Annotated in this window: 21 protein-coding genes; all 21 read right to left on the minus strand. The window is 42.0% G+C overall.

Translation table 11 applies throughout. The features are described 5' to 3' along the window. Window positions 1-176: 176 nt before the first annotated feature. The 21 genes from murC to ligA all read right to left on the minus strand — a co-directional run bounded on the left by murC (window position 177) and on the right by ligA (window position 23445). Window positions 177-1511: a UDP-N-acetylmuramate--L-alanine ligase gene (murC, locus tag Q0A12_RS07330; protein ID WP_291292009.1), complete on the minus strand. Its 1335-nt coding sequence runs from the start codon at window positions 1509-1511 to the stop codon at window positions 177-179. Window positions 1512-1648: 137 nt separating this feature from the next. Beyond that, window positions 1649-2089 (minus strand): SprT family protein, encoded by a 441-nt coding sequence (locus Q0A12_RS07335; protein ID WP_291292010.1) that lies wholly within the window; start codon window positions 2087-2089, stop codon window positions 1649-1651. Beyond that, window positions 2086-4269, minus strand: coding sequence for a Tex family protein (locus Q0A12_RS07340; protein ID WP_291292011.1), 2184 nt, complete (start codon window positions 4267-4269; stop codon window positions 2086-2088). The genes Q0A12_RS07335 and Q0A12_RS07340 overlap by 4 nt, the downstream gene beginning before the upstream one ends. A gap of 284 nt (window positions 4270-4553) precedes the next feature. Continuing rightward, on the minus strand, window positions 4554-5288 hold the full coding sequence (locus Q0A12_RS07345; RefSeq protein WP_291292012.1) for a metallophosphoesterase family protein: 735 nt from the start codon (window positions 5286-5288) through the stop codon (window positions 4554-4556). Between the two features lie 291 nt (window positions 5289-5579). Then, window positions 5580-5951, minus strand: a complete 372-nt coding sequence (locus Q0A12_RS07350) for a VOC family protein (protein WP_291292013.1) — start codon at window positions 5949-5951, stop codon at window positions 5580-5582. Between the two features lie 22 nt (window positions 5952-5973). Then, entirely contained in the window at window positions 5974-6375 is a 402-nt protein-coding gene (locus Q0A12_RS07355; RefSeq protein WP_291292014.1) for a DUF1149 family protein, read from the minus strand. 211 nt (window positions 6376-6586) lie between these two features. Next, a complete protein-coding gene (locus Q0A12_RS07360; RefSeq protein WP_291292015.1) occupies window positions 6587-7630 on the minus strand; it encodes a SepM family pheromone-processing serine protease in 1044 nt (347 codons plus the stop codon). Then, window positions 7620-8114, minus strand: coding sequence for a pantetheine-phosphate adenylyltransferase (coaD, locus tag Q0A12_RS07365; RefSeq protein ID WP_291292016.1), 495 nt, complete (start codon window positions 8112-8114; stop codon window positions 7620-7622). The genes Q0A12_RS07360 and coaD overlap by 11 nt, the downstream gene beginning before the upstream one ends. Before the next feature lies 1 nt (window position 8115). Continuing rightward, complete coding sequence (rsmD, locus tag Q0A12_RS07370) at window positions 8116-8670, minus strand: 16S rRNA (guanine(966)-N(2))-methyltransferase RsmD (RefSeq protein WP_291292017.1); 555 nt, start codon at window positions 8668-8670, stop codon at window positions 8116-8118. 106 nt (window positions 8671-8776) lie between these two features. Next, complete coding sequence (locus Q0A12_RS07375) at window positions 8777-9124, minus strand: YlbG family protein (protein ID WP_291292018.1); 348 nt, start codon at window positions 9122-9124, stop codon at window positions 8777-8779. Next, window positions 9096-9539 (minus strand): YlbF family regulator, encoded by a 444-nt coding sequence (locus Q0A12_RS07380; RefSeq protein WP_291292019.1) that lies wholly within the window; start codon window positions 9537-9539, stop codon window positions 9096-9098. The genes Q0A12_RS07375 and Q0A12_RS07380 overlap by 29 nt, the downstream gene beginning before the upstream one ends. Then, window positions 9529-10656, minus strand: coding sequence for a CAP-associated domain-containing protein (locus Q0A12_RS07385; RefSeq protein ID WP_291292020.1), 1128 nt, complete (start codon window positions 10654-10656; stop codon window positions 9529-9531). The genes Q0A12_RS07380 and Q0A12_RS07385 overlap by 11 nt, the downstream gene beginning before the upstream one ends. Window positions 10657-10672: 16 nt before the next feature. Next, window positions 10673-14101: a pyruvate carboxylase gene (locus Q0A12_RS07390; RefSeq protein WP_291292021.1), complete on the minus strand. Its 3429-nt coding sequence runs from the start codon at window positions 14099-14101 to the stop codon at window positions 10673-10675. 21 nt (window positions 14102-14122) lie between these two features. Continuing rightward, complete coding sequence (locus tag Q0A12_RS07395; RefSeq protein ID WP_291292022.1) at window positions 14123-15286, minus strand: FtsW/RodA/SpoVE family cell cycle protein; 1164 nt, start codon at window positions 15284-15286, stop codon at window positions 14123-14125. Between the two features lie 2 nt (window positions 15287-15288). Continuing rightward, window positions 15289-15588, minus strand: a complete 300-nt coding sequence (locus tag Q0A12_RS07400) for a YlaN family protein (protein WP_291292023.1) — start codon at window positions 15586-15588, stop codon at window positions 15289-15291. A 378-nt stretch (window positions 15589-15966) separates the two neighbouring features. Continuing rightward, window positions 15967-17007 carry a diacylglycerol kinase gene (locus tag Q0A12_RS07405; protein ID WP_291292024.1) on the minus strand — a complete coding sequence of 347 codons (1041 nt, stop codon included), beginning with the start codon at window positions 17005-17007 and terminating at the stop codon, window positions 15967-15969. 10 nt (window positions 17008-17017) lie between these two features. Continuing rightward, window positions 17018-18448 carry an Asp-tRNA(Asn)/Glu-tRNA(Gln) amidotransferase subunit GatB gene (gene gatB, locus Q0A12_RS07410; RefSeq protein ID WP_291292025.1) on the minus strand — a complete coding sequence of 477 codons (1431 nt, stop codon included), beginning with the start codon at window positions 18446-18448 and terminating at the stop codon, window positions 17018-17020. After that, entirely contained in the window at window positions 18445-19917 is a 1473-nt protein-coding gene (gatA, locus tag Q0A12_RS07415) for an Asp-tRNA(Asn)/Glu-tRNA(Gln) amidotransferase subunit GatA (RefSeq protein WP_291292026.1), read from the minus strand. The genes gatB and gatA overlap by 4 nt, the downstream gene beginning before the upstream one ends. Then, entirely contained in the window at window positions 19917-20222 is a 306-nt protein-coding gene (gene gatC, locus Q0A12_RS07420) for an Asp-tRNA(Asn)/Glu-tRNA(Gln) amidotransferase subunit GatC (RefSeq protein WP_291292027.1), read from the minus strand. Before gatC ends, gatA begins: the two co-directional genes overlap by 1 nt. 105 nt (window positions 20223-20327) lie before the next feature. Next, window positions 20328-21425 carry a CamS family sex pheromone protein gene (locus Q0A12_RS07425; protein WP_291292028.1) on the minus strand — a complete coding sequence of 366 codons (1098 nt, stop codon included), beginning with the start codon at window positions 21423-21425 and terminating at the stop codon, window positions 20328-20330. Next, entirely contained in the window at window positions 21415-23445 is a 2031-nt protein-coding gene (gene ligA, locus Q0A12_RS07430; RefSeq protein ID WP_291292029.1) for an NAD-dependent DNA ligase LigA, read from the minus strand. The genes Q0A12_RS07425 and ligA overlap by 11 nt, the downstream gene beginning before the upstream one ends. Window positions 23446-23453: the final 8 nt, after the last annotated feature.

Raw genomic sequence — 23453 nt, forward strand, 5'->3', positions numbered from 1 at the left:
AATAAAAAACAAAGCGTTGACAGGTATCAACTCACCCCAAGCAGTGGAAATCACAAGACAGCTTATTAGAGCTGTTGAGATTACAAGGGAAAATTACGTCTAACCATCATTTTCCCCAAACATCTTTTGTCATTGCTTTGGTGATTCAATTTATGTCATCGCTTCGTTTCCAAGTGTTATAAAACGTTTCGCGTAGTGTTACTTAAAAGTTTTTCATACGCCAACTCAAATTTTTGAACATCTCCGGCACCCATGAAAATAATCACAGCATTCTCATGGTCTAGTAATGGTGAGACGTTCTCTTCTTTAATGACTTGTCCGCCTTTTTGAATCTTGTTGCCTAAGTCTTCAATTTTTACATCGCCACGGGCTTCCCGGGCAGAGCCGAAAATGTCGCATAGATACACATTGTCTGCTAAATCTAATGCTTCCGCAAATTCATCCATCAATGCAATCGTCCGAGTAAAGGTATGGGGCTGAAAGACAGCAATAATCTCTTTTTCCGGATATTTTTGACGAGCGCCATCAATCGTTGCTCTGATTTCAGCTGGATGATGAGCGTAGTCGTCAACGATGGTCATATCTGCGACTTTCTTTTCGCTGAAACGTCGTTTAACACCAGGAAATGACAACATTTCTTCTGCAACTTCTGCCATATCCAAGCCTTCTTTGTATGCGACAGCGATCACACCTAATGCGTTATTGATATTGTGTTGACCAAATGCCGGCAAAACGAAATGACCGACATTTTCATTGTGAATAAACACATCAAATTCAGAACCTGTCGTGGTCCGTTGGATATTTTTTGCTTGCACATCGTCATCATCATTTACGCCATAGTAATAGATGGGAACATCGGCTTCCAATTTTCTCAAATAAGCGTCATCTCCAAACGCAAAGATTCCTTTTTTGACTTGTTTAGCCATCGATTGAAACGCTGAGAAAACATCGTCGATCGATTGATAATAATCGGGATGGTCAAAGTCGATATTCGTCATAATCGCATAGTCAGGTGAATAAGCTAAAAAGTGACGACGGTACTCACAGGCTTCAAAGGAAAAGAACTCTGCATTGGGGTCTCCATGCCCCGTTCCATCCCCAATCAGAAAACTAGTTGGACGGACACCGCTCAATACATGGGACAATAATCCAGTCGTGCTGGTTTTTCCATGGGAGCCAGTGACTGCAATACTTGTGTAAGGTTGAATGAATTTACCAATAAAATCGTGGTAACGCGTAATTTCTAACCCTAATTCTTTGGCACGAACAATTTCTTCGTGGGTATCTGGAAAAGCATTTCCTTGAATGATCACCATTTCTGGTTGAATATTTTCTTTATTGAAAGGTAACAATGTGATGCCAGCTTTTTCTAAATCACGCTGGGTAAAGAAATACTCTTCCACATCTGAACCTTGTACATGATAGCCCTTTTCATGCAGAACCAAAGCCAATGAACTCATGCCGGAACCTTTGATTCCAACAAAATGATATACTTTGTCTTGATTTTCCATTTTATAAAATCCTCTTTTCTCAAGTTCACATTACAATAAACGCATGTTTATTGCGTTTAGATTTGTTGCACGTCCTACATTATCATACAAAACGAAAAAAATAGCAACGAGTTTTGTTTTTGGGCTTGACATTTTGCTCAATTCGCTATTTCCTTCAACAGACCACGACACTTTCCACAGCCGTAACGTTTAACGTTCAGCCGTCTCGTTCGCTTGATCACGGCTCCACATTGTTGACACTGGTACTGATGCTTCACATTTTTCATCATGCTTGGTGCATAACGGAGGCCACCAGTAGCTGCTAACAGTGCTTTGAACTCTGGGTCTCGATGTTGGTATCCTTTGCCAGCTAGATGCAGATGGTAGTGACACAACTCGTGTTTGATGATCTTAATGAATGTCTCACTACCATATTCGGTCAGTAAGTATGGATTGAAATCTAAATGGTGATCCTTTAAGTGATAACGTCCGCCAGTGGTTTTGAGCCGCCCATTGAAATACGCTTCATGCTGAAACGGTTTGCCAAAGGATTCAAGTGAAATTTTTTCAACGAGTTGCTGCAATTCGCTGTTCGTCATTTTCCTTGTGTCGGATCAACCATTGTTAGGCTGATACGCCCCTTTGCTGTATCGACTTGCTCGATCCATACTGTCACGATATCCCCTACTGCTACGACATCTTTCGGATGTTTGACAAAACTGCGGCTTAATTTGGATAGATGGACCAACCCGTCTTGCTTGACCCCAATATCAACAAACGCACCAAAGTCGATCACATTTCGCACAGTTCCCATTAATTCCATACCGGGTTTAAGGTCATCCATACTTAAAACATCTTTACGCAACAAAGGTGCCGGCATCTCATCCCGCATATCTCTTTCCGGCTGCATCAAAGATTTCAAAATATCCGTAATCGTTTCTTTCCCGATTGAGAGCTGCTGTGCGAGATCAGCAACATCTAATTGCGCTAATTTTTCTTTGACTTCTGTTGTTTCCGTTCCTAGTTGCGCTAACTTGACTCCTGCGACTGCTAAAATTTCTTTGGCTGCCCCATAGCTTTCCGGATGGATTCCCGTATTATCTAAAATGTTCTTCCCACCAGGGATCCGTAAAAAGCCGATCGCTTGTTCATAAGCTTTTGGTCCTAAGCGAGGGACTTTCTTTAATTGGCTCCGTTGTGTAAAGCTGCCATTTTCTTCTCTAAAAGCAACGATATTTTGTGCAGTCGTCTTGTTCAATCCTGAAACATGCTGCAAAAGTTGCGGACTTGCTGTGTTTACATCGACCCCTACTTGGTTGACGGCAGTTTCCACCACGAAATCAAGTTGTTCACTCAATCGTTTTTGTGAAACATCATGCTGGTATTGCCCCACTCCTACGGATTGAGGATCGATTTTGACTAGTTCTGCTAACGGATCCTGAAGACGGCGGCCGATACTGATGGCACTGCGCTCTTCCACTTGCAGCTCGGGGAATTCTTGTCGAGCGATTGTGCTAGCTGAATACACGGAAGCACCGGCTTCATTCACAATCACATAAAATGCTTCGTGATCGATTTGTTTTAGCTGTTCTGCGACGAATTGTTCAGATTCACGGCTGGCTGTACCATTCCCAATCGCGATCATCTGAACACCGTACCGATTGATCAAGCGTTGCAATGCAGGACCAGCGGCTTGCCGTTTATTCATTGGTGCTGGCTTATGAGGATAAATGACCTCAATGGCTAATACTTTCCCAGTCTCATCAATCACCGCTAATTTACAGCCTGTCCGGTAAGCAGGGTCAAAGCCTAAAACGATTTTTCCTTTCAGTGGTGGCTGCAGCAAAAGATTTCGCAAGTTTTCGCCAAAAATAGCAATGGCTTGCTCATCTGCTTTCTCGGTTAGTTCATTACGGATCTCTCGTTCGATGGCTGGCGCAATAAATCGTTTGTAAGCATCAAGATACGCTTCACGAACAAATGGCGCTGCTGGAGAATTTGTGTGCTTAATGAGTTGCCGTTCAAAATAATCAGTGATCTTTGCTTCATCTACCACTAAGGTAACCTTCAGGACCTCTTCTTTTTCGCCGCGGTTGGTAGCTAAAATCCGATGGGAAACCATTTTGCTGATGGGATGCTGAAAATCATAATACATTTCATAGACACCTTTTTCATCCTTTTCAGCATCACGGAGTGTACTCGTATAAGTTCCTTTATTGGCAAAGTAGCTTCTGATCCATGAGCGATACTTAGGCTCGTCACCGATCGTTTCCGCAAGGATCTCATGAGCTCCTTGAAGAGCAGACTCTGGATCCGGAACCGTTTCATTTAGATATTCTGCTGCTTTGGCATAGACATCTCCTTCAGCTGGAAGAGTAGCTAACCAGTCAGCCAATGGTTGTAAGCCATTTTCTTTTGCAATCGTCGCTTTCGTGCGGCGTTTTTGTTTGTAAGGACGGTACAGGTCTTCTATCTGTTGCATTTTTGCAGCTTGATGAATCGCTTGTTCTAATTCACTGGTCAATTTCCCCTGCTCATCGATCAATCGAGTCACTTCTTGTTTGCGTTTCTCTAAGTTTTCTAAGTATTGGTATCGTTCTTCAATTTCACGAATCTGTACCTCATCTAAACCACTAGTCATTTCTTTGCGGTAGCGAGCGATAAAAGGAACCGTGTTTCCTTCGTGAAGGAGTTCCAACACTTTCGTGATTTGTCGTTGATTGTAAGACGTGGTCTCTTGCAAGAATAATTGCAAGACGTCATGATTTAATTCTGCCATATTCGCTCACCTTTCAATTGTACTCTCTCAAATGTACTCTCCTAAGTTTAACATAAAAAAGACGACCCGGAAAAGAGTCGTAAATGAAACAAATATCACCTGATCTCTGAAGACAGAGGTGTGTCAGCGGCAAGAAGCCCATACTTCCTTCAGCATTAATGGCATCCGGCGCTGTTAATACTCATTTGTACAAGAATCTTGTCCGTGAAGTCTTTTTCAATTTTTCAGCAGCGAAAGATCTCTTGATCTCCCTTGTATTTTGAGTTTTTTTCAAGAAAAGTTTTTTAAAAGTCTGGAACCCAAGGACCGTTCATATTCTGATATTCGATATCCTGTAAGATCCCATTCTCATCAAAAATCACCCCATGCACTGAACCACCAAACACTGCACCACCGTCAATACCAATCTTGTTGTCATGGATCCACAAATCAGTGGTTTCCATATCCCCATGAAGCATCGGTGTGATCGTATGGCCAAAAACGATCGTTTTTCCTGTGTGGTTTTCTCCGGTATGGAATGGCTCCCGAATCCAAATAAAATCGCGATCTGAAGTATCCTGCCAATGCTTCTTTGTCAAATCAACCCCTGCATGAACAAAAAGATACTTTTGCCATTCAAAAGAAAGCGGCCGCGCCAGCAAAAACTCAATTAAGTCTGGATAGCGACTGCGAATCATCAATGCAATTTCAGTTGGTGAATACTCTTCGGTCGCCCCAGGATGCAAAAGACTTTCCATCGTCTCTTTCCCACCATTACGCACATAAGCTGGATACCAGTCTTCCGGGGCGTTCAAAAATTGCAGAAAATATTCTTCATGATTGCCTCGCAAGTAAATCGCTCCAGTTTCTTCTACCAATTGTTTTCCCAATAAAAGACAGTCTTTACTTCTTGGCCCCCGGTCATTCAGGTCGCCAATCAGGACTAACTGATGTTGCTGTGGATCGTAATCCAGCAGAAGTTTTTTAAAAAGATCATACATCCCGTGGATATCACTAATGACATATACCATTTTTTTCATTTGGGTTCATTCCCTTCTTTCTTTATTATAAAAAAGCCTAGATGACTTTACAACAGTTAGCCCTTTCCTTATAATGAAAGCAGTTAAAGGAGCGAGACGATGAATTGGTTGTGTCAACAATGGATCCATTTTAAAAAAGAGATGCAAGAAGCGTTTGACACTGGAGCAATCGCTACCCATGGGAAGAAATGAGCCTATTTGGGAATGAATTGATTGAAAATAAAAACATACTAAGATTAGAGGGTAGAATCAGCCGTCACTGACTCTACCCTCTAATCTTAGTATGTTTTTTTAGTTTCCGGAAACAGCAAAGTAATTTCCATCTGGATCGGCAAAATTAAAGACCATTTGCTCTTCCATTTGAATCAAGTCGCCAACTTCTACATTGGTAGCTAATAATTTCTTATAAAGTGTTGTAATGTCTTCTGAAAAGAACATGATTGATGGTGAGTTCAACGCCACTTCAGGTGAATGTGCTTCAATGAAGCCTTTGTCATAAAGAACAAAGCGGGCAGCTGATTCCTTGCTTGGCGCTATTTCCACTACGGAAGTTCCATCTACCGTTTGTTCATCAATGATTTCAAAATCCAATGATTGCCAAAATGCCACAGATTTAGGCACATCGTCGACATATAGCATAATCTGCATTTGGTTCGTAAACATTTTTTTGCTCCTCTTTGTTTGTCTAATCTTGATTTTCTGAAGCTTCATCTGAGGTATTGAAGTTCAATTTCAGACCAGGTTTGTCAGTAATGATTTCAGTGACTTCATAGGTTAAACGTTTGATGATATCAAATAATGGTTCCACCAATTGATCGGTTTCTGCTTTACTTAAATCTTCCCCTGTACGAACTTGTCGATTCAAGATATGATTGACTTGACCTACCCGACCGGATAGCACATATTCAGGAAAAACCAGCTGAAATTCCAAGCGGGCACCAATAATACTATTTTGTTTCATATACTCTTCGTCTTCTACCTTCAATGGCGCAAAGCCAACATTCAACTTGGTTTCCATTTCTTTGTCTTTGGGCTTCAAATCGAAATGATACGCTTCGACGATTGGTTGTTGTCGTTTGATTTCCACAGTCTTCACACTCCTTGATTAAAAGTATAGCATAATGCTGACATCCAGCCTACCTTGATTAAACAAATCCAGACAAAAAAGAAGCACCGCCTCGTTGATTTTAGCAATCAAGATTCCTTAATCGCTGCCGCATCCTTGCTACACGCTGGCTACACGACGAATCTCTTTTACTCAACGAGCTTGTGCTTCCGTTTTCTTGGCAATAAATCCGTTATTTGAGGGTTTTAAGGTAATCTAATGCGTCTTGAACATTGGAGACAGGTACGATTTTCATGTCCGTCCCAAGTTTTTTGGCAGCTGCTAACGCTTCTTGATAATTGGTTTTGATCGTCGGATCAACTTCTTTTTCTTCCTTCGTGATTTCATCTTCAGGAGCAAAAAAGATTTCAGCACCACTTTCGCTTGCGCTGGCTACTTTTTTATCGATTCCTCCGATGCGACCTACTGTTCCATCGCTGGATATCGTCCCTGTTCCGGCAATATTATGCCCTTTTCGCAGGTCTTTTTGTGTTAATTGCTCATAGATTTCCAGTGTGAACATCAGACCAGCCGATGGGCCGCCAATATTTCCTGCATCAATGACAATATCTTGATCTGAACTGATTTCTGTATGGTCCACTAAGGAGATGCCGATGCCGGCTTTTTTGTTTGATGAAAGCTCAATCAGCGAACCGGTTGCCTCTTTTTCTTTGTCATCTTGGAGGTAGGTTACTTGGATCTTATCTCCCACTTTTTGGCTTTGCACATAATCAATAAAATCTTTGCTGTTGTCAAAGCGCTTGCCGTTGACAGCTACTACTGTATCGCCAACAGAAATTTTCCCTTTGAAGCTGGAATTAGATTCCACCCCCATGACATAGACACCTTTGTAGTTCATTTTGTAGGGCATGTCTGCCAGTTTCAGTGCTTGCTCAATGGCACTATTTTGAGAGGACTCCATGTAATAACGCTGGATCCGATTGTATTCTTCATCGGTGGCGCCGCCAAAAAGTTCTTTCTCAGAAACGAGGTCTTGGAATTGATTAAACTTACTGCCAATTGCCGTAAAGACGGTTGCCTGCCGAATCCCCACACTGGTCAAAGAAAAGGACCCGTCTTGGTGGTCTTTTTGGTCATTGACTGTAATCAGTTCTTTCAAATTGATGGTTGCCCCAGGCTGTTCAATGTAATAGGGGATTGGTAAAAAGGCACAGGTGGCAATGATTAATGCTAAAACAAGTAATAAGGTATATTTAACGGTTGATTTAAGATTCATGGACATCACGCTTCTTTACGATTGCTTGGTAGATATTCGGTGGCAGATAGGCTTCCACATCGCCGCCAAAATGCAGGATTTCTTTTAGGAGACTAGAACTAATATAACTGTATTTGGCATTTGCCAATAAAAAGACTGTTTCCAGTGTAGGATCCAAGTGGTGATTCATTTCCATGATATCCCGTTCGTACTCATAATCTTTGACACTTCGGATCCCTCGCAGCAAAAATTGCGCCCCCATTTTTTTGGCGGCAGTAACGGTCAATTCCGTTTCTTGCGCCACAACTCGTACATTGGGAATGTGTGCCAGTGCTTCAGTGATCAGTTCCACTTTTTCCACACCAGTAAAGAAATTGACCTTATTGGTATTTACGAAAACACCAATGATCAACTCGTCAAAAAGCGGCGCACCTCTTTCGATCAGATCGACGTGACCTGCAGTCAATGGATCAAAACTGCCAGGAAATAACGCTATTTTTTTCATCTTATCCCTCATTTCTATAGATCGTGACTGCAGTAATGCCGTAGATTTGTCGTCTACTTTGGACCAATGTGCCAACAGTTTCCGGCAAATCGACTTCTTTTGCCGTCTCACAGACCACCACTGATTGAGGGGCCAAGATCCCATCTCCCAGCATTTGTTCCAGTTGTAAAACCAGTTCTTGCTTGGCATAAGGGGGATCCAAAAAGAGATAATCAAACTGCTGCTGATTTGCAGCAAACTCTTTTAGTGCTTGCTTGGCATCCATTTTTAAGACAGTAAATTTCTCAGGCTGTTTTGTGATGGCAATATTCTCCCGTATGATCTTGATGGCTGGATAACTGCGGTCGACACAAATGGCGTGTTCAGCTCCCCGAGAGACAGCTTCAATAGCTAGTCCACCACTGCCTGCAAACAAATCCAACACTTGCCCTCCATCTAAATATGGGCCAATCATATTGAAAATCGATTCTTTTACTTTGTCTGTAGTTGGTCGGGTATTGTCCCCGCTCAAACTCTTTAGTTTTCTTCCGCGATACTCTCCTGCAACAACACGCATAAGCGTTCCTCCAATGTACCAAAGTTTCTTTTACAAAAATCATTGTTTCCGACAGTCGGCATTTTTTGTGCAACAAAAATGGGTGCGATTGGCACCCTGATTTTCGTTATACATTTTCTGCCAGTCGAATCGTCGTATTTTTTTCTTCTACATCAAAGCCATCGTCCTTAACTTGATATGCAGCATTGGTACCGATTTTTTCCGCAAAATTCATTTCGACATCTGGGCGATACGAAGGTTCCACTTGCCGAACGAAATGAAATTGTTCGATTTTATTTTTTTTCATTTCATAGTCTTCTTCGTTCAAATACATGACTACATATTTCATTTTACGTGACACATAATGAACAAATCCGAATCTGCGTAAATTTTTTAGTTGGCGTAAACTGTAGACCCAGACGATCAACCCTCGCCGTTTTTGGATCTCAAATGTTTCTTTCGTCTCCTCTTGCATGACAACTTCCTCCACATGTTGATTTTGCTTGAAAAAAAGGACTCCCCGCATCCACTTTGATTTCTGCGGAGAAACAATCAGCAACTGACACAGTGATCTCATCAAGCAAAGTTTGCAGCTGATTCTCACTGTGTCGAAATTCACCGACAGTCGGATGCAGATCCAGCGCCCTTTTTGCTTTGCGTAAAGCGCGCTGCTGCTCTTTATACCCGGGGGCAAAAGTACCGTAAGCAGCAATTTTCTCAAAATCAGCCTTTTTATGTACAAATGAATCAATTAATTCCTGTACTTCTTTGTCTTGATACATCACTTCTTTGTTGGTGCAATAAGAGTGAAATAGCTGACAATCCTTGATACGATCAACTAATTGTTCAATTTGGTCTTCAATTGCATATAAATGGTCATTATAAATCATCTGATGTGCTATCCTCTGTGTGTTCATTCTCGTCTTCTTGGATTAAGACTACCATATTTTCTTTAGAAAAAGCAATTCCTATCTTCTGGGTTTGATTGGACAACGCAGGATAGATCGTAGGATCACTGTACCAAGAAAGAATCGTAAATGTTGGATCATAGACCGGTGCTTCAAAGATCGTTGACGTCGTGTCGATCTCTTTTTCTTTTAGAATGTCTCGCCACTCTTCTGGGGTCAACGTGAAGTTACTGGTACGCTCTGAAGTTAACGCTTTTTGGTAAGCATGAATCCGTTGTGAGGTTAAATGATCCGAAAGGTTATTCGTAATTTCTTGAACAAGCTCTTTTGCCTCTTTATGGGTGTCTAATGACATTCCCATACTTTCCAGTCCCTTTTGATTCCGTACCTTTTCGATGATGACAAAGGCCAGTGTTTCTTTTTCAAGGTCTGCTGTTTCCTGATCTACAGTTTGCGACTCTTGAAACGTCAACAGTTCCCCTTCTGTTAATTGATACGGTGACAATTTCAGCAATGTCGCCTGATCTAGGTAAGCAACAGCCACTAATTCAGAATTGGTTTGATCAAAAAACAAAACGGCAAAAGTCCCATTATCAAATGCCACTAATGGGCGATAGTTCATATCTTGTTCCATCAGTTCAAAACTAACCGAGCGATCATTTTGTTTCAATGTGAAATTCGGGTAGATCATCGTGATCTCTGTCAGATCCGTCATAGTCATTCCAATTGAAAATGGGGCTAATGAGGCGCCGCCTTGACCAATCACTTTGATGGCTTGAACACTTTCGCCGTCGGTATTGATTTCAAGATATTGCTGGTCATCCAGATGATTATACACACGAACTTCAAAATCATATCCTGTACGATAGGTTCTGATTGGAGAGCCAAACTCTTCTTCAAAATCAGAAAGAGATTCACCGATGGCTTTTGCTAAGCCATCGGCTTTGATAGGTTCATAATTTAAGTTGGTCGGTGCTTTCACCGGATTATCAAGAACAGGTCTTGAATGTGAAACGGGTTGAAAAAATACCGGCTGCAAATAGACGAGAACAAGCGCCAAAATAAACATGCAGCAAAATAATACTCCTCTTCGTTTCATCTTCAAGACCTACTTCCTACTTCTCTTTGATTTCGATCAGCAAATCACCAGATTGGATTGCTTCTCCTTCTGTGACATAAATATGTTCTACTACACCTGAAAAACGCGCTTCGATCGCTGTTTCCATCTTCATTGCTTCCGTCACCAGCACGGTTTGTCCTTTCGCTACGCGATCGCCCTTTTTAACCAAGACTTGTAGGACAGATCCCGACATCGTTGCGCCAATTTGTTCTTTATTAGTTGGTTCAGCTTTGCGCTTCGTTTGAACCGAACTGATGATTGAATGATCTTTGACTAAGATCTCTCGACGTTGCCCATTCAAGTTAAAGAATAGGGTCCGATTGCCTTCAATATCTGGTTCGCCGATTTCATCTAAGCGAATGATCAAGATTTTTCCTTTTTCAAGCTCCACGTTGATGGTTTCACCCAAACGCATGCCGTTAAAGAAGGTTGGCGTATCTAAGACTTTGACATCCGCAAACTGTTCATACGCTTTGCGGTAGTCTAAGAAGACTTGCGGATACATCAAATAGCTCAAAACTTCTTCTGGTTTTGGTTGATAGCCGATTTTTTCTGCTAATTCAGCTTTGACTTTTTCAAAATCTACCGGTTCAGCAAAGGCTCCAGGACGTTCTGTGAACGCCGGACGACCTTTTAGAATGATTCGTTGCAATTCTTTTGGAAACCCACCGACTGGTTGACCTAGTTCACCTTGGAAGAATGTGACCACTGATTCTGGGAAACTTAATGTTTCGCCTTTTTCATAGATATCTTGTTCAGATAACCCATTTTGAACCATGAAAAGAGCCATATCCCCAACCACTTTGGATGAAGGCGTCACTTTAACGATATCACCAAACATCATGTTGACTTCATGATAGACTTCTTTAATTTCGTCCCATTTTTCGCCAAGTCCCACTGCTTTTGCTTGTTGCTGCAGATTGGAATATTGACCACCAGGCATTTCGTGTTTGTATACTTCTGTCTGTGGGGCATTCAATCCATTCTCGAAAGGATGATAATACATACGAACGTCTTCCCAATAATGGTTCAACTGTTGGATGTTATCGACATTGATCTCTGGACAGCGGGCACCGTTGACTAATGCATAATACAGGCTGCTCATACTTGGCTGGCTAGTCGCTCCACTGACAGCAGACATCGCGACATCGACAATATCGACCCCTGCTTTGGTGGCAGCCGAGTAAGTAATAATACCATTTCCACTTGTGTCATGGGTGTGCAAATGGATCGGTACATCAATGCTGGCTTTCAATTCACTAATCAAACGATACGCCGCTTGTGGTTTCAGCAATCCTGCCATATCTTTGATCGCAATAATGTGCGCTCCGAGATTTTGTAGTTCTTTGGCCATATTTTTGTAATAGTCGATAGAGTATTTTTGACGGGTAGGATCATTGATATCCCCTGTATAACAAATTGCAGCTTCCGCAATTTTGCCAGCATCTCGGACCGCTTGAATACTTTTTTCCATTTGCGGAATCCAATTCAAACTATCGAAAATGCGGAAAACATCAATTCCTTGTGCTGCCGATTCTTTGATGAACTCTTCGAGTACATTGTCGGGATAGTTGGAATACCCCACTGCATTGGAGCCGCGGAATAACATTTGTAATAATGTATTTGGCATTTTCTTACGGAACATTCGCAGACGTTCCCATGGATCTTCTGTTAGGAAGCGGTAAGCGACATCAAAAGTAGCGCCCCCCCACATTTCGCTGGAGAACAATTGAGGAATCCCCTCTTCTGTCAATGCAGCGATCTTTTTGAAGTCTTGCGTACGTACACGCGTAGCGAGTAAGCTTTGATGCGCATCACGGAAAGTCGTATCGGTCAGTAAGACATTCTTTTGCTGATTGATCCAGCGAACGACCCCATCAGCACCTTGTGTATCCAAAATCGTTTTTGCCGAAACAAAATCAGGCAGTGTTTCGATCTGCTGAGGGATTCTTGGCTCGTTGTAGAATGGTTTTTTCTGCTTTTCAATGCCTGGAAAGCCATTGATAGTGATTTCACCAATATATTTCATGGTTTTATTGCCACGGTCGCGAATGCGAGGAAACTCAAACAACTCTGGTGTATTATCGATAAAAGTTGTTTTCGCTTCTCCGGAACGAAATTGTGGATGGGAAACTACATTACGCATAAAGAGAATATTGGTTTTGACCCCACGAACCCGAAATTCTTTCAAGCAACGCATCATTTTTTGAATTGCTTGATCAAAAGAAGCGGCATGGGTACACACTTTTACCAGCAGTGAATCAAAATAAGGGGTGACCACTGCACCGGCATAGGCATTGCCGACATCTAGCCGTACACCAAAGCCACCGGGTGAACGATAGGTATCGATTTTTCCGGTATCAGGCATAAAGTTATTGGCTGGATCTTCCGACGTTACACGACACTGGATCGCCACTCCTTCAAAATGGATATCCTCTTGTTTAGGAATGCCGATTTCTTTGTGCAAATCTTTCCCTTGGGCAATCAAAAGTTGTGTCGTTACAATATCCAAGTTGGTGATCATTTCAGTGATCGTATGTTCCACTTGAACCCGAGGATTCACTTCAATGAAGTAGAAGTTGTCTCCTTCAACTAAAAATTCAACAGTTCCGGCATTGATATAACCGACATGTTTCATCAGTTGGACCGCAGCCTGACAAATTTTTTCCCGTTGCGCAGCATCCATTGACACGCAAGGGGCCACTTCTACTACTTTTTGATGGCGTCGTTGCACCGAACAGTCTCTTTCAAATAAATGAACGACATTTCCATGGCTGTCACCTAAAATTTGCACTTCGATATGTTTTGGGTTACTGATATATTTTTCTACATAGACTTCATCGCTGCCAAATGCCGCTTTTGCTTCACTTTTTGCCCGTTCATAGCCGTCACGAGCCTCTTTTTCATTGTGAGCGACCCGCATGCCGCGGCCGCCTCCACCTAAAGCTGCTTTGATCATCACAGGATACCCATGGGTTTCAGCAAAGAGCAAAACGTCATCAATGGTGTCGACTGGTCCGTCTGAACCAGGAATGGATTGGATACCGGCTTCGATGGCTGCCGTCTTGGCTTTGATTTTATCGCCAAAAATATCCAGATGGTGTGTTGAAGGACCAATAAAAATCAAGCCCTCTTCTTCACAGCGTTGCGCAAACGCTAAATTCTCGGATAAAAATCCGTAACCGGGATGAATCGCTTCTGCCCCGGATTTTTTCGCGGTGCGAATAATGTCTTCTATATCTAGATAGGCTTCGATAGGGCGCTTGTCTTTACCAACAAGATAGGCTTCATCCGCTTTAAACCGATGAACGGAATACTCATCTTCGGCAGCATAGATCCCTACTGTTTTGATGCCCAGCTCCGCACAGGCACGGAAAACTCGAATCGCGATTTCTCCACGATTAGCGACTAATACTTTTTTCATCATACCACTCCATTCCATTGATCAATAATTCAAACTATATTGTTTCCTCTTTTCTTCTGCACTGATATTCAAAATAAAGCCGACACAAATCGACAGCATTAACAAACTTGATCCACCTTGACTCAAAAATGGAAAGGTAATCCCGGTCAACGGAATCAATCCAGTGATCCCGCCTAAATTGATAAAAATCTGTGACATGAACAATGTCCCGATCCCGATGCACATCATCGAGTTAAAAGAATCTCTTGAGCGAATCCCAATCAAGAACATTCTGCCTACCATATAAAAAAGAATTCCTAATAAAATGATTGAAGGAATCAAACCAAGTTCTTCCATCACGATCGAAAAAATATAATCGGTATGCGCTTCTTTCAAGAAGCCCCGCTTTTGAATACTATTTCCTAATCCGCGGCCAAATAACCCACCATTAAACATGGCGTAATAGCCATTGACCATTTGATGCCCTTTATCAAATTCATCGGCAAAAGGATTCGTGAAAATAGCAAAACGATTGTAGATATATTCAGGCAGGAATTTCCCTCCCGTCAAATTGACGAGCATCACCGCCAGCGAACCAAAAACGACTGTTGCGCCCCCCAATATCAATGTATAGAGATAATTCAATCCACTAGACAGTAAAACGACAAACGCCAGCATGACAATAATCACCGCATTTCCGAAGTCCGGATAAAAAGCTAGGATTGCTGTATAGGCCAACACGATCAGCATAGGCCGTTGGACAGTGCCACGAAAGTCTTCTTGAATGCCTTCTTGCCGATAGGAAAATGTCACCGACAAAAACCAAATAATAATAAATTTCAAGTATTCTGCTGGCTGAACGGAAAAACTAGCAATTTTGAGCCAGCCATAAGCCCCATTTCTTTTTTCAAAGAAAAAGGCAGCGATCAGCAGAAAGAAAATGACGATCATGGCGATTTGGACAAATTTCTTATTACGAAAAACATCTGTCTTCATCTTATACATGACCGTGATGATGATCAGACTCAAAACCCAAAAAATGCTTTGATTGATCAAATAGGACAATGAAGTCGACGGTGGATTTGCGGTCATTGCCACATAGGAGGTTGAACTGTAAACCATCATCAAACCAGTTACGCACAAAATAAGGTAAGGCAATAGAATGCTATAATCTAAAAGGTGTCTTTTTTTAACTTTTTCTGGCAAGATTATGCCTCCTTGCCAATTTCAGTAGATTTTTTCTCTTCATAGACTTCACTATACAATTGATTTAAGTCTTTTTCCAAATCAGCCATCAATTGTTGGCCCACTGCATTGTCTACGATGCCCAAGCGTGTTGCAAAGGCAACTTGTCGTGACAAGCCATACATTTGTGTATCAACAACTTCTTCAAATGCTTTACATTGAGCAATACACAAACTATTTTCTTGATTGCGAATCAATCGTTTGATTCGTTCGGCATCTTCTAAAAGCAGATTCAATGCCATTTCTGAATCAATATGCCCCATTCTAGTTCCCCCATTTCTTAGTTTCATTATTATAGCATATTCTAAAGCGATTTGGCATAGTAGGATTTCTTTAATCGAAGGACAAATTACGAACATAAAAAAAATTCTGCTAGCAAAAGAAATGGATTTTCGACTAATTTTTTTTAAAAAATTGAATTTCATTCGCTTTTTCCTAAAGTTGTTGTGACTATTTCTCCACATACCTCGTGAAACAAGAGTTAAATGTGAAACATCCCCCTTGTTTCTTTGCTTCTGGAAAAATAGAAAAGATTGATCCAATAGCCTTTACGAAAAAAATCATGGCTGATTTGTCCACATCAGCAATTTTTTCACCTTTTCAAAAAAGAACAGGAAGCTAGGCTTCTTGTTCTTTTTGGTTTATGACTGATTTTCTTGTTTGCCTCCGATAAGTCCATCCCCATTGATATCTTCATCTGCTAAGCGTTCCACTTCTTTGATAAAGCCTTGACTGACTTCTTCATAAGAGTCGCCAACGACTGCATCATCTGGAATTTGATCTAAATTAGCAAAAAATTCAATATGATTATGCAAGTTGGTAAAGACCATCGGGGCATCGCCACCGTATTCACCGTCTAAATTGATCATCAACCGATCTTTTGCCTCGGGGGCATCCACTTCCAACTTAGACGTCTTGGTATAGATCAGGCGGCGATCATTGATATGTTTGCCGCCGTTCATCATCAATGCGATCAGATGAACGATTTCAAAGATATTCGCTGTTTTTACAATAATCAACGAAAATTTCCCATCGTCAAGTTTCGCATCGGGGGCGATTTGTTCAAAACCACCCACTGAATTGGTCAATCCTAGAAAGAACATAGAAGCACCACCAATATATTCTCCGTCATCATACTTAAAGTGCATCTTGATTGGCTTGACCCGCGGCAATAATTCCGCCCCTTTGACGAGATAAGCCAAGTAACCAAACACACTCTTCAATTCTGAAGGGACATCATAGGTTAGTTCAGTCAAGTGCCCACCGGCAGCGATATTGATAAAGTAATCCCGATCCGTTTTTCCAATATCCATGTTGATCGTTTGTCTTTTTAGAATGACCTCTGCTGCCGCTTTGACATCGTTTCTGGGAATTTTCAGTGCTCGGGCATAGTCATTGGTAGTACCGCCGGGTATGATCGCCATCTTAGGACGTTTTTTTAGCGGAGCAATCCCGTTGACTACTTCGTTGATCGTTCCGTCTCCTCCAGCTGCAACAACAAGATCAAATCCTGCTTTCCCAGCTCGATTCGCTTCATCACGAGCAGAAAATGGTGCTGGAGTGGTGGCAAAAGCACTAGCTTCATAGCCGGCTTTTTCCAACACTTCCAATATATCGGCAAGCTGTTTGCGAATCAGTTCTTTTCCTGATGTCGGATTATAAATGACTCTGGCTCTTTTCATATTTCGCCTCTTATCGTTTTGCCAATTCTTCTTGGAGTAATTTATTTACCACACCTGGGTTGGCTTGCCCTTTTGTTGCTTTCATGATTTGTCCAACTAGGAAACCAACCGCTCGATCTTTTCCGTTTTTAAAGTCATCAACAGATTGTTGATTCTTATCCAAAACTTCATTGATCATCGGCAGCAGTTGTGCTGGATCGGATAGTTGGATCAATCCTTTGGCTTTGACAACTTCTTTTGCATCGCCACCATTGGTGATCAACTCTTTAAAGACTTTTTTAGCAATCTTCGAACTGATTGTTCCATCCGCAATCAGCTGGATCATTCCTGCAAGGTTGTCCGGCGTTAATTTTGTTTCTTCTAGTTCTAATTTTTCGCTGTTTAAGTAGGCAGAAACTTCTCCCATTAGCCAGTTAGAGGCTTGTTTTGGATCTGCTCCTGCATCGATGGTTGCTTCAAAGAAGTCGGACATTTCCTTGGTCAGTGTCAAGACCATCGCGTCGTATTCCGGCAACCCAAGCTCGTTGATGTACCGTTGGCGACGTTTTTGCGGTAATTCCGGCAATGTTTGACGAACCCGTTCGATCCATTCATCATCAATGACAAATTTAGGAATATCTGGTTCTGGGAAATAACGGTAATCAGAAGAACCTTCTTTGACCCGCATCAAGATTGTCTTATTGGTGGTCTCATCAAAACGACGGGTTTCTTGTTGGATCTCACCACCAGAAAGCAATACTTTTGCTTGACGTTTTTCTTCAAATGCCAAGCCTTTTTTAACAAAGGACATGGAGTTTAGGTTTTTCAATTCGGTTTTCGTACCAAATGCTTCTTGACCATAAGGACGCAAAGAGATATTGGCATCACAACGCATAGAGCCCTCTTCCATCTTAACATCAGAGACTTCGGTAAATTGGATGATCGAGCGTAAAGCTTCCAGATAAGCATAAGCTTCTTCTGGGGAACGCATATCTGCTTCAGAAACGATCTCGATCAACGGTGTTCCTTGACGATTCAAATCGACGTAGGAATAGCCGCCGATGCCGTGCATATTTTTTCCGGCATCTTCTTCAAGATGGACCCGTTCGATACGAATTTTTTTCTTTTTGCCTGCTACTTCGATCTCGATCCAGCCATCATGACCGATGGGTTGATCAAATTGTGAAATTTGATAAGCTTTCGGATTATCTGGATAGAAATAGTTTTTGCGGTCAAAGTGAGTATCTTTTGAAATTTCACAGTTCAACGCAAGTGCTGCTTTCATCCCAAACTCTAGTGCCGCTTTATTCATCACTGGCAAGACTCCAGGATAGCCCCAGTCGATCACATTTGTATTGCTGTTTGGTTCGGCACCAAAATGTGCGGGTGCCGGTGAAAAGATTTTTGAGTTGGTTTTTAATTCTACGTGGACTTCAAGCCCAATGACTGTTTCGAAGTTCATGCGTTATTCCCTCCTAAAATCACTGGTTTTTTCGTATGAAAATCAGTTGCTTGTTCAAACGCATAAGCCGCTTGATACATCGTTGCTTCATCAAAATGTTTCCCGATGATTTGCAACCCAACTGGTAATCCTTCAGAGAATCCTGCTGGAATAGACATTCCTGGTAAGCCAGCCAAATTAACTGGGATTGTTAAGATGTCATTCATATACATCGTGATTGGGTCGTTGATGTTTTCTCCCAACCCAAAAGCAACGGTTGGCGACGCAGGGCCAATGATCAAATCATACTCCGCAAACACTTTATCAAAGTCTTGTTTGATCAATGTACGGACTTGTCCGGCCTTTTTGAAGTAAGCATCGTAATAACCAGCACTTAATGAGAATGTTCCAAGCATGATTCGACGTTTTACTTCTTCTCCGAAGCCTTCGCTGCGAGAGTTGACATAGACATCGTCTAGATTTTTGACATTTTCTGAACGGTAGCCATAACGGATCCCGTCAAAACGCTGCAAGTTCGAACTTGCTTCAGAAGAAGCAATAATATAGTAGACAGAAACGCCATATTTAGAATGAGGCAAGCTGACTTCTTCAACTGTTGCACCTAATGCACGGAAGGTCTCTGCCGCTTTCAATACCGCTTCACGAACCCCCGGCTGAATCCCATCACCCATGTATTCTTTAGGTAATGCTACTTTCATGCCTTTGATATCACCGGTCAATCCTGCCGCAAAATCTGGTACCGCAACACCAGCTGATGTGCTGTCTTTGGCATCAAATCCACTAATGGCTGACAGTGCCAAAGCATTATCTTTGACTGTGCGGGTCATTGGACCAATTTGATCCAATGAAGAAGCAAATGCAATCAGACCAAAACGTGAAACGCGACCGTAAGTTGGTTTCATGCCGACGATTCCATTGAAGGAAGCAGGTTGGCGAATCGAACCCCCAGTATCACTACCAAGTGAAACTGGTACTTGTCCAGCAGCTACTGCAGCAGCAGAACCACCTGAAGAACCGCCAGGAACTTTGGTATGATCCCAGGCATTCTTGGTTTTTTTAAAGTAAGAAGTTTCCGTACTTGCACCCATGGCAAATTCATCCATGTTCAATTTACCCACAGGTATCATATCTGCTTGGTAGACTTTTTCCATAACTGTTGCATTATATATCGGATCGAAGTTAGCCAAGATTTTTGATGCAGCTGTCGTCAATAGATTTTTCGTTACGATATTGTCTTTGATCCCAATTGGAATTCCTGCTAAAACATTGCTTTCAGAAATGCCTTTTTCATCAAGGGCTTTGGCTAATTCTAAGGCTTTTGTTTCATTTAAAGTAATAAATGAATCCACTTTTGGTTCAGTTACTCTGATACGCTCAAAAGTTTCTGTTGTCAAATCGACAGCAGAAATTTCTTTGGAGACAAGTAGGTTATGGAGTTCTTCTAAGCTTTTACTTACTAATTCTGTCATTACGCACCGGCCTCCCCATTATCGATAATTGCTGGTACTTTAATGAAACCATCTTCTGATTCCGGTACATTGCGCATTAATTCTTGACGATCCCAGCCTTCAGTTGCGACATCTTCCCGCATCACATTGATCGTTTCCGCAACGTTTGATGTAAATGGTACACCTTCTGTATCCACTTCTTCTAAGGTTTCTACCATATCAATAATTTTCCCTAACTGAGAGGTAAACTCATGTAGTTCATCATCTGAGAATGATAGTTTTGCTAGTTTGGCAACGTGTTTGACTTGTTCTTCGCTTATCGCCATAAAATCCTCCTCTTTCTCGCATCCATAAAAATACGTTTACGTTTTTCCAATGTATTGTATCACTTTTCCGGCCAATCATGAAATACATTTTGAAAATTATCATACTTAATTGAAAATGTAGGTCTCGATTTTCTCTTGTCCATCCTTACGGGAAATAAAAGCTTGCGGATTTCCTAAAGAGCCCACCTGAACTTCAATCTCACCGGGAACATCTTTAAAGACTGTTTCGACTTGCTTGGCACTGTACTGAGTAAAACTTGTCAGCTCTGTTCTACTATAGTAGTTTGATTCGATTTTCAACACAAGTTTTTGCAGTTGGCCATCTACATAATAGGCATTGCCGGTCACACCACTCAAGTCGGGGAAGAAACCGAGAATGGCATCACGAAATGTTTTGAATTTATTGTCCAAACCATCGTCGGTAGCATCATTGGTATCTCCGGACGCTACCGGCAACGTGATGTGTGCTTCTTCTACTTCCTCGTATTGATCAATGGTCGTTCCTCCATCTTGACTCACTGCGTGATATACATAATTGCCGCCGGCGATATCATCTTTCGGCGCTTGTTCAAACAAACCGATCACAATAGGCACCTGCTCCAAGCCTTTGATTTTTCGGACTTGTGTCAAAACAGCATTGACCGTTTTTCGGGCGTTTGCCATCCATTCATCACGAGAGATATTGATGGTCTTTTCACTGCCATAGTAGACAGTGTTAAAGGCAAATCCCAGACTGATCCCTGCTAATGTTTTGCCATCTTCTTTAATAAAATCCTGCTCCATCAATTGTTGGAAAATAAGCGGCTGATCGGAACCTGCAGGATTTAATCCTTGCGGGTTATCATCTGACACTCGTTTCAACCAACTCTTGATGGTATCGGCAGGGATTTTTTGACCTTCTTGGAAGTAACACGTATCGACAGAAAAAGTCTTCTTGGACAACCTCAGCAAGCCATTCTCAAAATTGGCTTGATTGAAGCCACTGTTCAATTGCTCAGCATTTAACCCTCTGGCAGTGCTGGGCTGGTACTTACCATCGGTCATCAACGCTTGATAGACCGAATTATCGACACGACCTGTAGTAATATTGCCACTGGCCGTTTCTTCTCCTTCGTTGATATTCGTGATTCCTTTATTGAGATTCCCACAACCAGATAAAACACTTAACGACATCGCAACGATCAATAAGTGTTTAATCTTCATGGGTATGGCTCCCTTCGATCGCTGCCACCATTTGATTTTCTTCCCAAACGGTGATGCCTAAGCTTTGCGCTTTGGTCAACTTACTGCCGGCGTCTTCTCCTGCTACGACGATATCCGTTTTCTTCGAGACACTTCCTGTTACTTTGCCGCCAAGGTTCTCGATTTTCTCTTTTGCTTCTTCCCGAGTAAAATGCGTCAACTTTCCTGTTAAGACAACGGTCTTGTCTTTAAAAGGTGAGTCAACAGCGGCCAGCTCCTCATTTTTTAAACCAAGATAATCGAAATTGACTCCGGCATTCTCCAACTCATCCAAAAGATCATGGACTTCTTCATTTTGGAAATAAGTGACGACACTATCCGCAATGGTTTGTCCAATCGTATCTAAAGAAACGATTTCTTCTTCGTCCGCTTTGCTTAGATTACGCAAATTGCGATAATGCTCCGCCAGAATTTTTGCTGCTTTGGACCCCACATGACGAATCCCTAAACCAAAAATCAAGCGTTCAACGGAATTTTCTTTGCTGGCTTCAATGGCTGACAAGATATTATTGGCTGACTTTTCTTTGATTTTGTCTAATGTCAATAATTGTTCTTCTGTCAAATAATACAAGTCTGCCACATCGGCCACTAAATGTTTTTCATACATTTGTTCAAGGACTCGTGGCCCTAACCCTTCAATATTCATCGCATTCCGAGAGACAAAATGACTCAATCCTTCTTTCATTTGTGCAGGACACTTCGGATTGATACAGCGTAATGCTACTTCTTCATCTAAATGGACCAATTCACTGTCACAGATAGGACAGTGGGTAGGAATCGGATAAGGTTCACTGTCGGCTGGTCGCTTGTCTGTCAATACATTTGCTACTTCTGGAATGATGTCGCCTGCTTTATAGATAATCACAGAATCATTCAAGCGAATGTCTTTCGTACGAATATAGTCGACATTATGCAAGCTGGCACGACTCACGGTTGTTCCAGCCACTCGAACCGGTGTCATGACCGCAGTTGGTGTCACCACTCCGGTTCGGCCAACAGTCCATTCAATATCTTCAATGATTGTTTCTGCTTCTTCTGGGGGAAATTTATAGGCAGCCGCCCAGCGAGGCGCTTTGACAGTAAAGCCCAAGGCATCTTGATCAGAAAAAGCATTGACTTTGATGACAACACCATCGATTTCATAAGGCAGTTCACTGCGTTTCTCGTGAAATTCTTCGATGTAGGCCCAGACTTCATCGATGGTGCGGCATAACCGTCGTTCATGATTTGTGCGAAATCCTAAGCTGTCCAATTCATCAAGCGCTGAGAATTGATCGTGCGCCTCAATCGGGCCGAAATCTGCCAGTGTATATAAAAATGTACTTAAATTCCGGCTGGCAGCAATACGCGTATCTAATTGCCGCAAACTCCCGGCAGCCGCATTTCGCGGATTGGCAAAAACTTCTTGTCCTTCTTCTTCTCGTGCTTGGTTTAAACGAATAAAGGAGGCTTTTGGCATATAACACTCGCCCCGGACTTCAAGTGAGACTGGTTCTTTCAGCTTTAATGGAATCGATTTGACTGTCTTTAAGTTTTCGGTGATATTTTCTCCGACTGTTCCGTCACCCCGGGTGGCGCCACGGACAAACCGGCCATTCTCATATTTCAACGAGATCGATAACCCATCGATTTTTAATTCACAGACATAATCCACTGCGCGGCCAAGAGCTTTTTGCACCCGGGCATCAAAGGCAATGATTTCTTCCTTATCAAAAACATCGTTTAAACTGTATAAAGGAATATCGTGAACGACTTTTTCAAATCCTGGTAACACAATTCCGCCGACCCGCTGCGTTGGAGAATCTTCTGTTACCAGCTGAGGGTAATCCGTTTCTAATTGAACCAGTTCTTTGTAAAGCTGATCATAGACATAATCTTCGACAGACGGCTGATCCTTCACGTAATACTCATAAGCATATTGATTCAAAGTGGTTCTTAATTCTTCCGCTCGTTGTTGCGCTTCAGTTGATGGCACAGCCATTTCGATTC

Source organism: Enterococcus sp. (assembly GCF_022711995.1).
In the GTDB taxonomy this organism is placed as follows: Bacteria; Bacillota; Bacilli; order Lactobacillales; family Enterococcaceae; genus Enterococcus_D.

Excerpts from the sequence above, each read along its gene's own strand:
- Q0A12_RS07390 (WP_291292021.1), bottom strand. The coding sequence starts at position 14,101 with ATGAAAAAAGTATTAGTCGCTAATCGTGGAGAAATCGCGATTCGAGTT.
- gatA (WP_291292026.1), bottom strand. The coding sequence starts at position 19,917 with ATGACAGAATTAGTAAGTAAAAGCTTAGAAGAACTCCATAACCTACTT.
- Q0A12_RS07425 (WP_291292028.1), bottom strand. The coding sequence starts at position 21,425 with ATGAAGATTAAACACTTATTGATCGTTGCGATGTCGTTAAGTGTTTTA.
- gatC (WP_291292027.1), bottom strand. The coding sequence starts at position 20,222 with ATGGCGATAAGCGAAGAACAAGTCAAACACGTTGCCAAACTAGCAAAA.
- coaD (WP_291292016.1), bottom strand. The coding sequence starts at position 8,114 with ATGAAAAAAATAGCGTTATTTCCTGGCAGTTTTGATCCATTGACTGCA.
- Q0A12_RS07375 (WP_291292018.1), bottom strand. The coding sequence starts at position 9,124 with ATGCAAGAGGAGACGAAAGAAACATTTGAGATCCAAAAACGGCGAGGG.
- ligA (WP_291292029.1), bottom strand. The coding sequence starts at position 23,445 with ATGGCTGTGCCATCAACTGAAGCGCAACAACGAGCGGAAGAATTAAGA.
- rsmD (WP_291292017.1), bottom strand. The coding sequence starts at position 8,670 with ATGCGTGTTGTTGCAGGAGAGTATCGCGGAAGAAAACTAAAGAGTTTG.
- Q0A12_RS07400 (WP_291292023.1), bottom strand. The coding sequence starts at position 15,588 with ATGGGGCATATTGATTCAGAAATGGCATTGAATCTGCTTTTAGAAGAT.
- murC (WP_291292009.1), bottom strand. The coding sequence starts at position 1,511 with ATGGAAAATCAAGACAAAGTATATCATTTTGTTGGAATCAAAGGTTCC.
- Q0A12_RS07335 (WP_291292010.1), bottom strand. The coding sequence starts at position 2,089 with ATGACGAACAGCGAATTGCAGCAACTCGTTGAAAAAATTTCACTTGAA.
- Q0A12_RS07340 (WP_291292011.1), bottom strand. The coding sequence starts at position 4,269 with ATGGCAGAATTAAATCATGACGTCTTGCAATTATTCTTGCAAGAGACC.
- Q0A12_RS07385 (WP_291292020.1), bottom strand. The coding sequence starts at position 10,656 with ATGAAACGAAGAGGAGTATTATTTTGCTGCATGTTTATTTTGGCGCTT.
- Q0A12_RS07380 (WP_291292019.1), bottom strand. The coding sequence starts at position 9,539 with ATGATTTATAATGACCATTTATATGCAATTGAAGACCAAATTGAACAA.
- Q0A12_RS07405 (WP_291292024.1), bottom strand. The coding sequence starts at position 17,007 with ATGAAAAGAGCCAGAGTCATTTATAATCCGACATCAGGAAAAGAACTG.
- Q0A12_RS07360 (WP_291292015.1), bottom strand. The coding sequence starts at position 7,630 with ATGAATCTTAAATCAACCGTTAAATATACCTTATTACTTGTTTTAGCA.
- Q0A12_RS07350 (WP_291292013.1), bottom strand. The coding sequence starts at position 5,951 with ATGTTTACGAACCAAATGCAGATTATGCTATATGTCGACGATGTGCCT.
- gatB (WP_291292025.1), bottom strand. The coding sequence starts at position 18,448 with ATGAACTTCGAAACAGTCATTGGGCTTGAAGTCCACGTAGAATTAAAA.
- Q0A12_RS07345 (WP_291292012.1), bottom strand. The coding sequence starts at position 5,288 with ATGAAAAAAATGGTATATGTCATTAGTGATATCCACGGGATGTATGAT.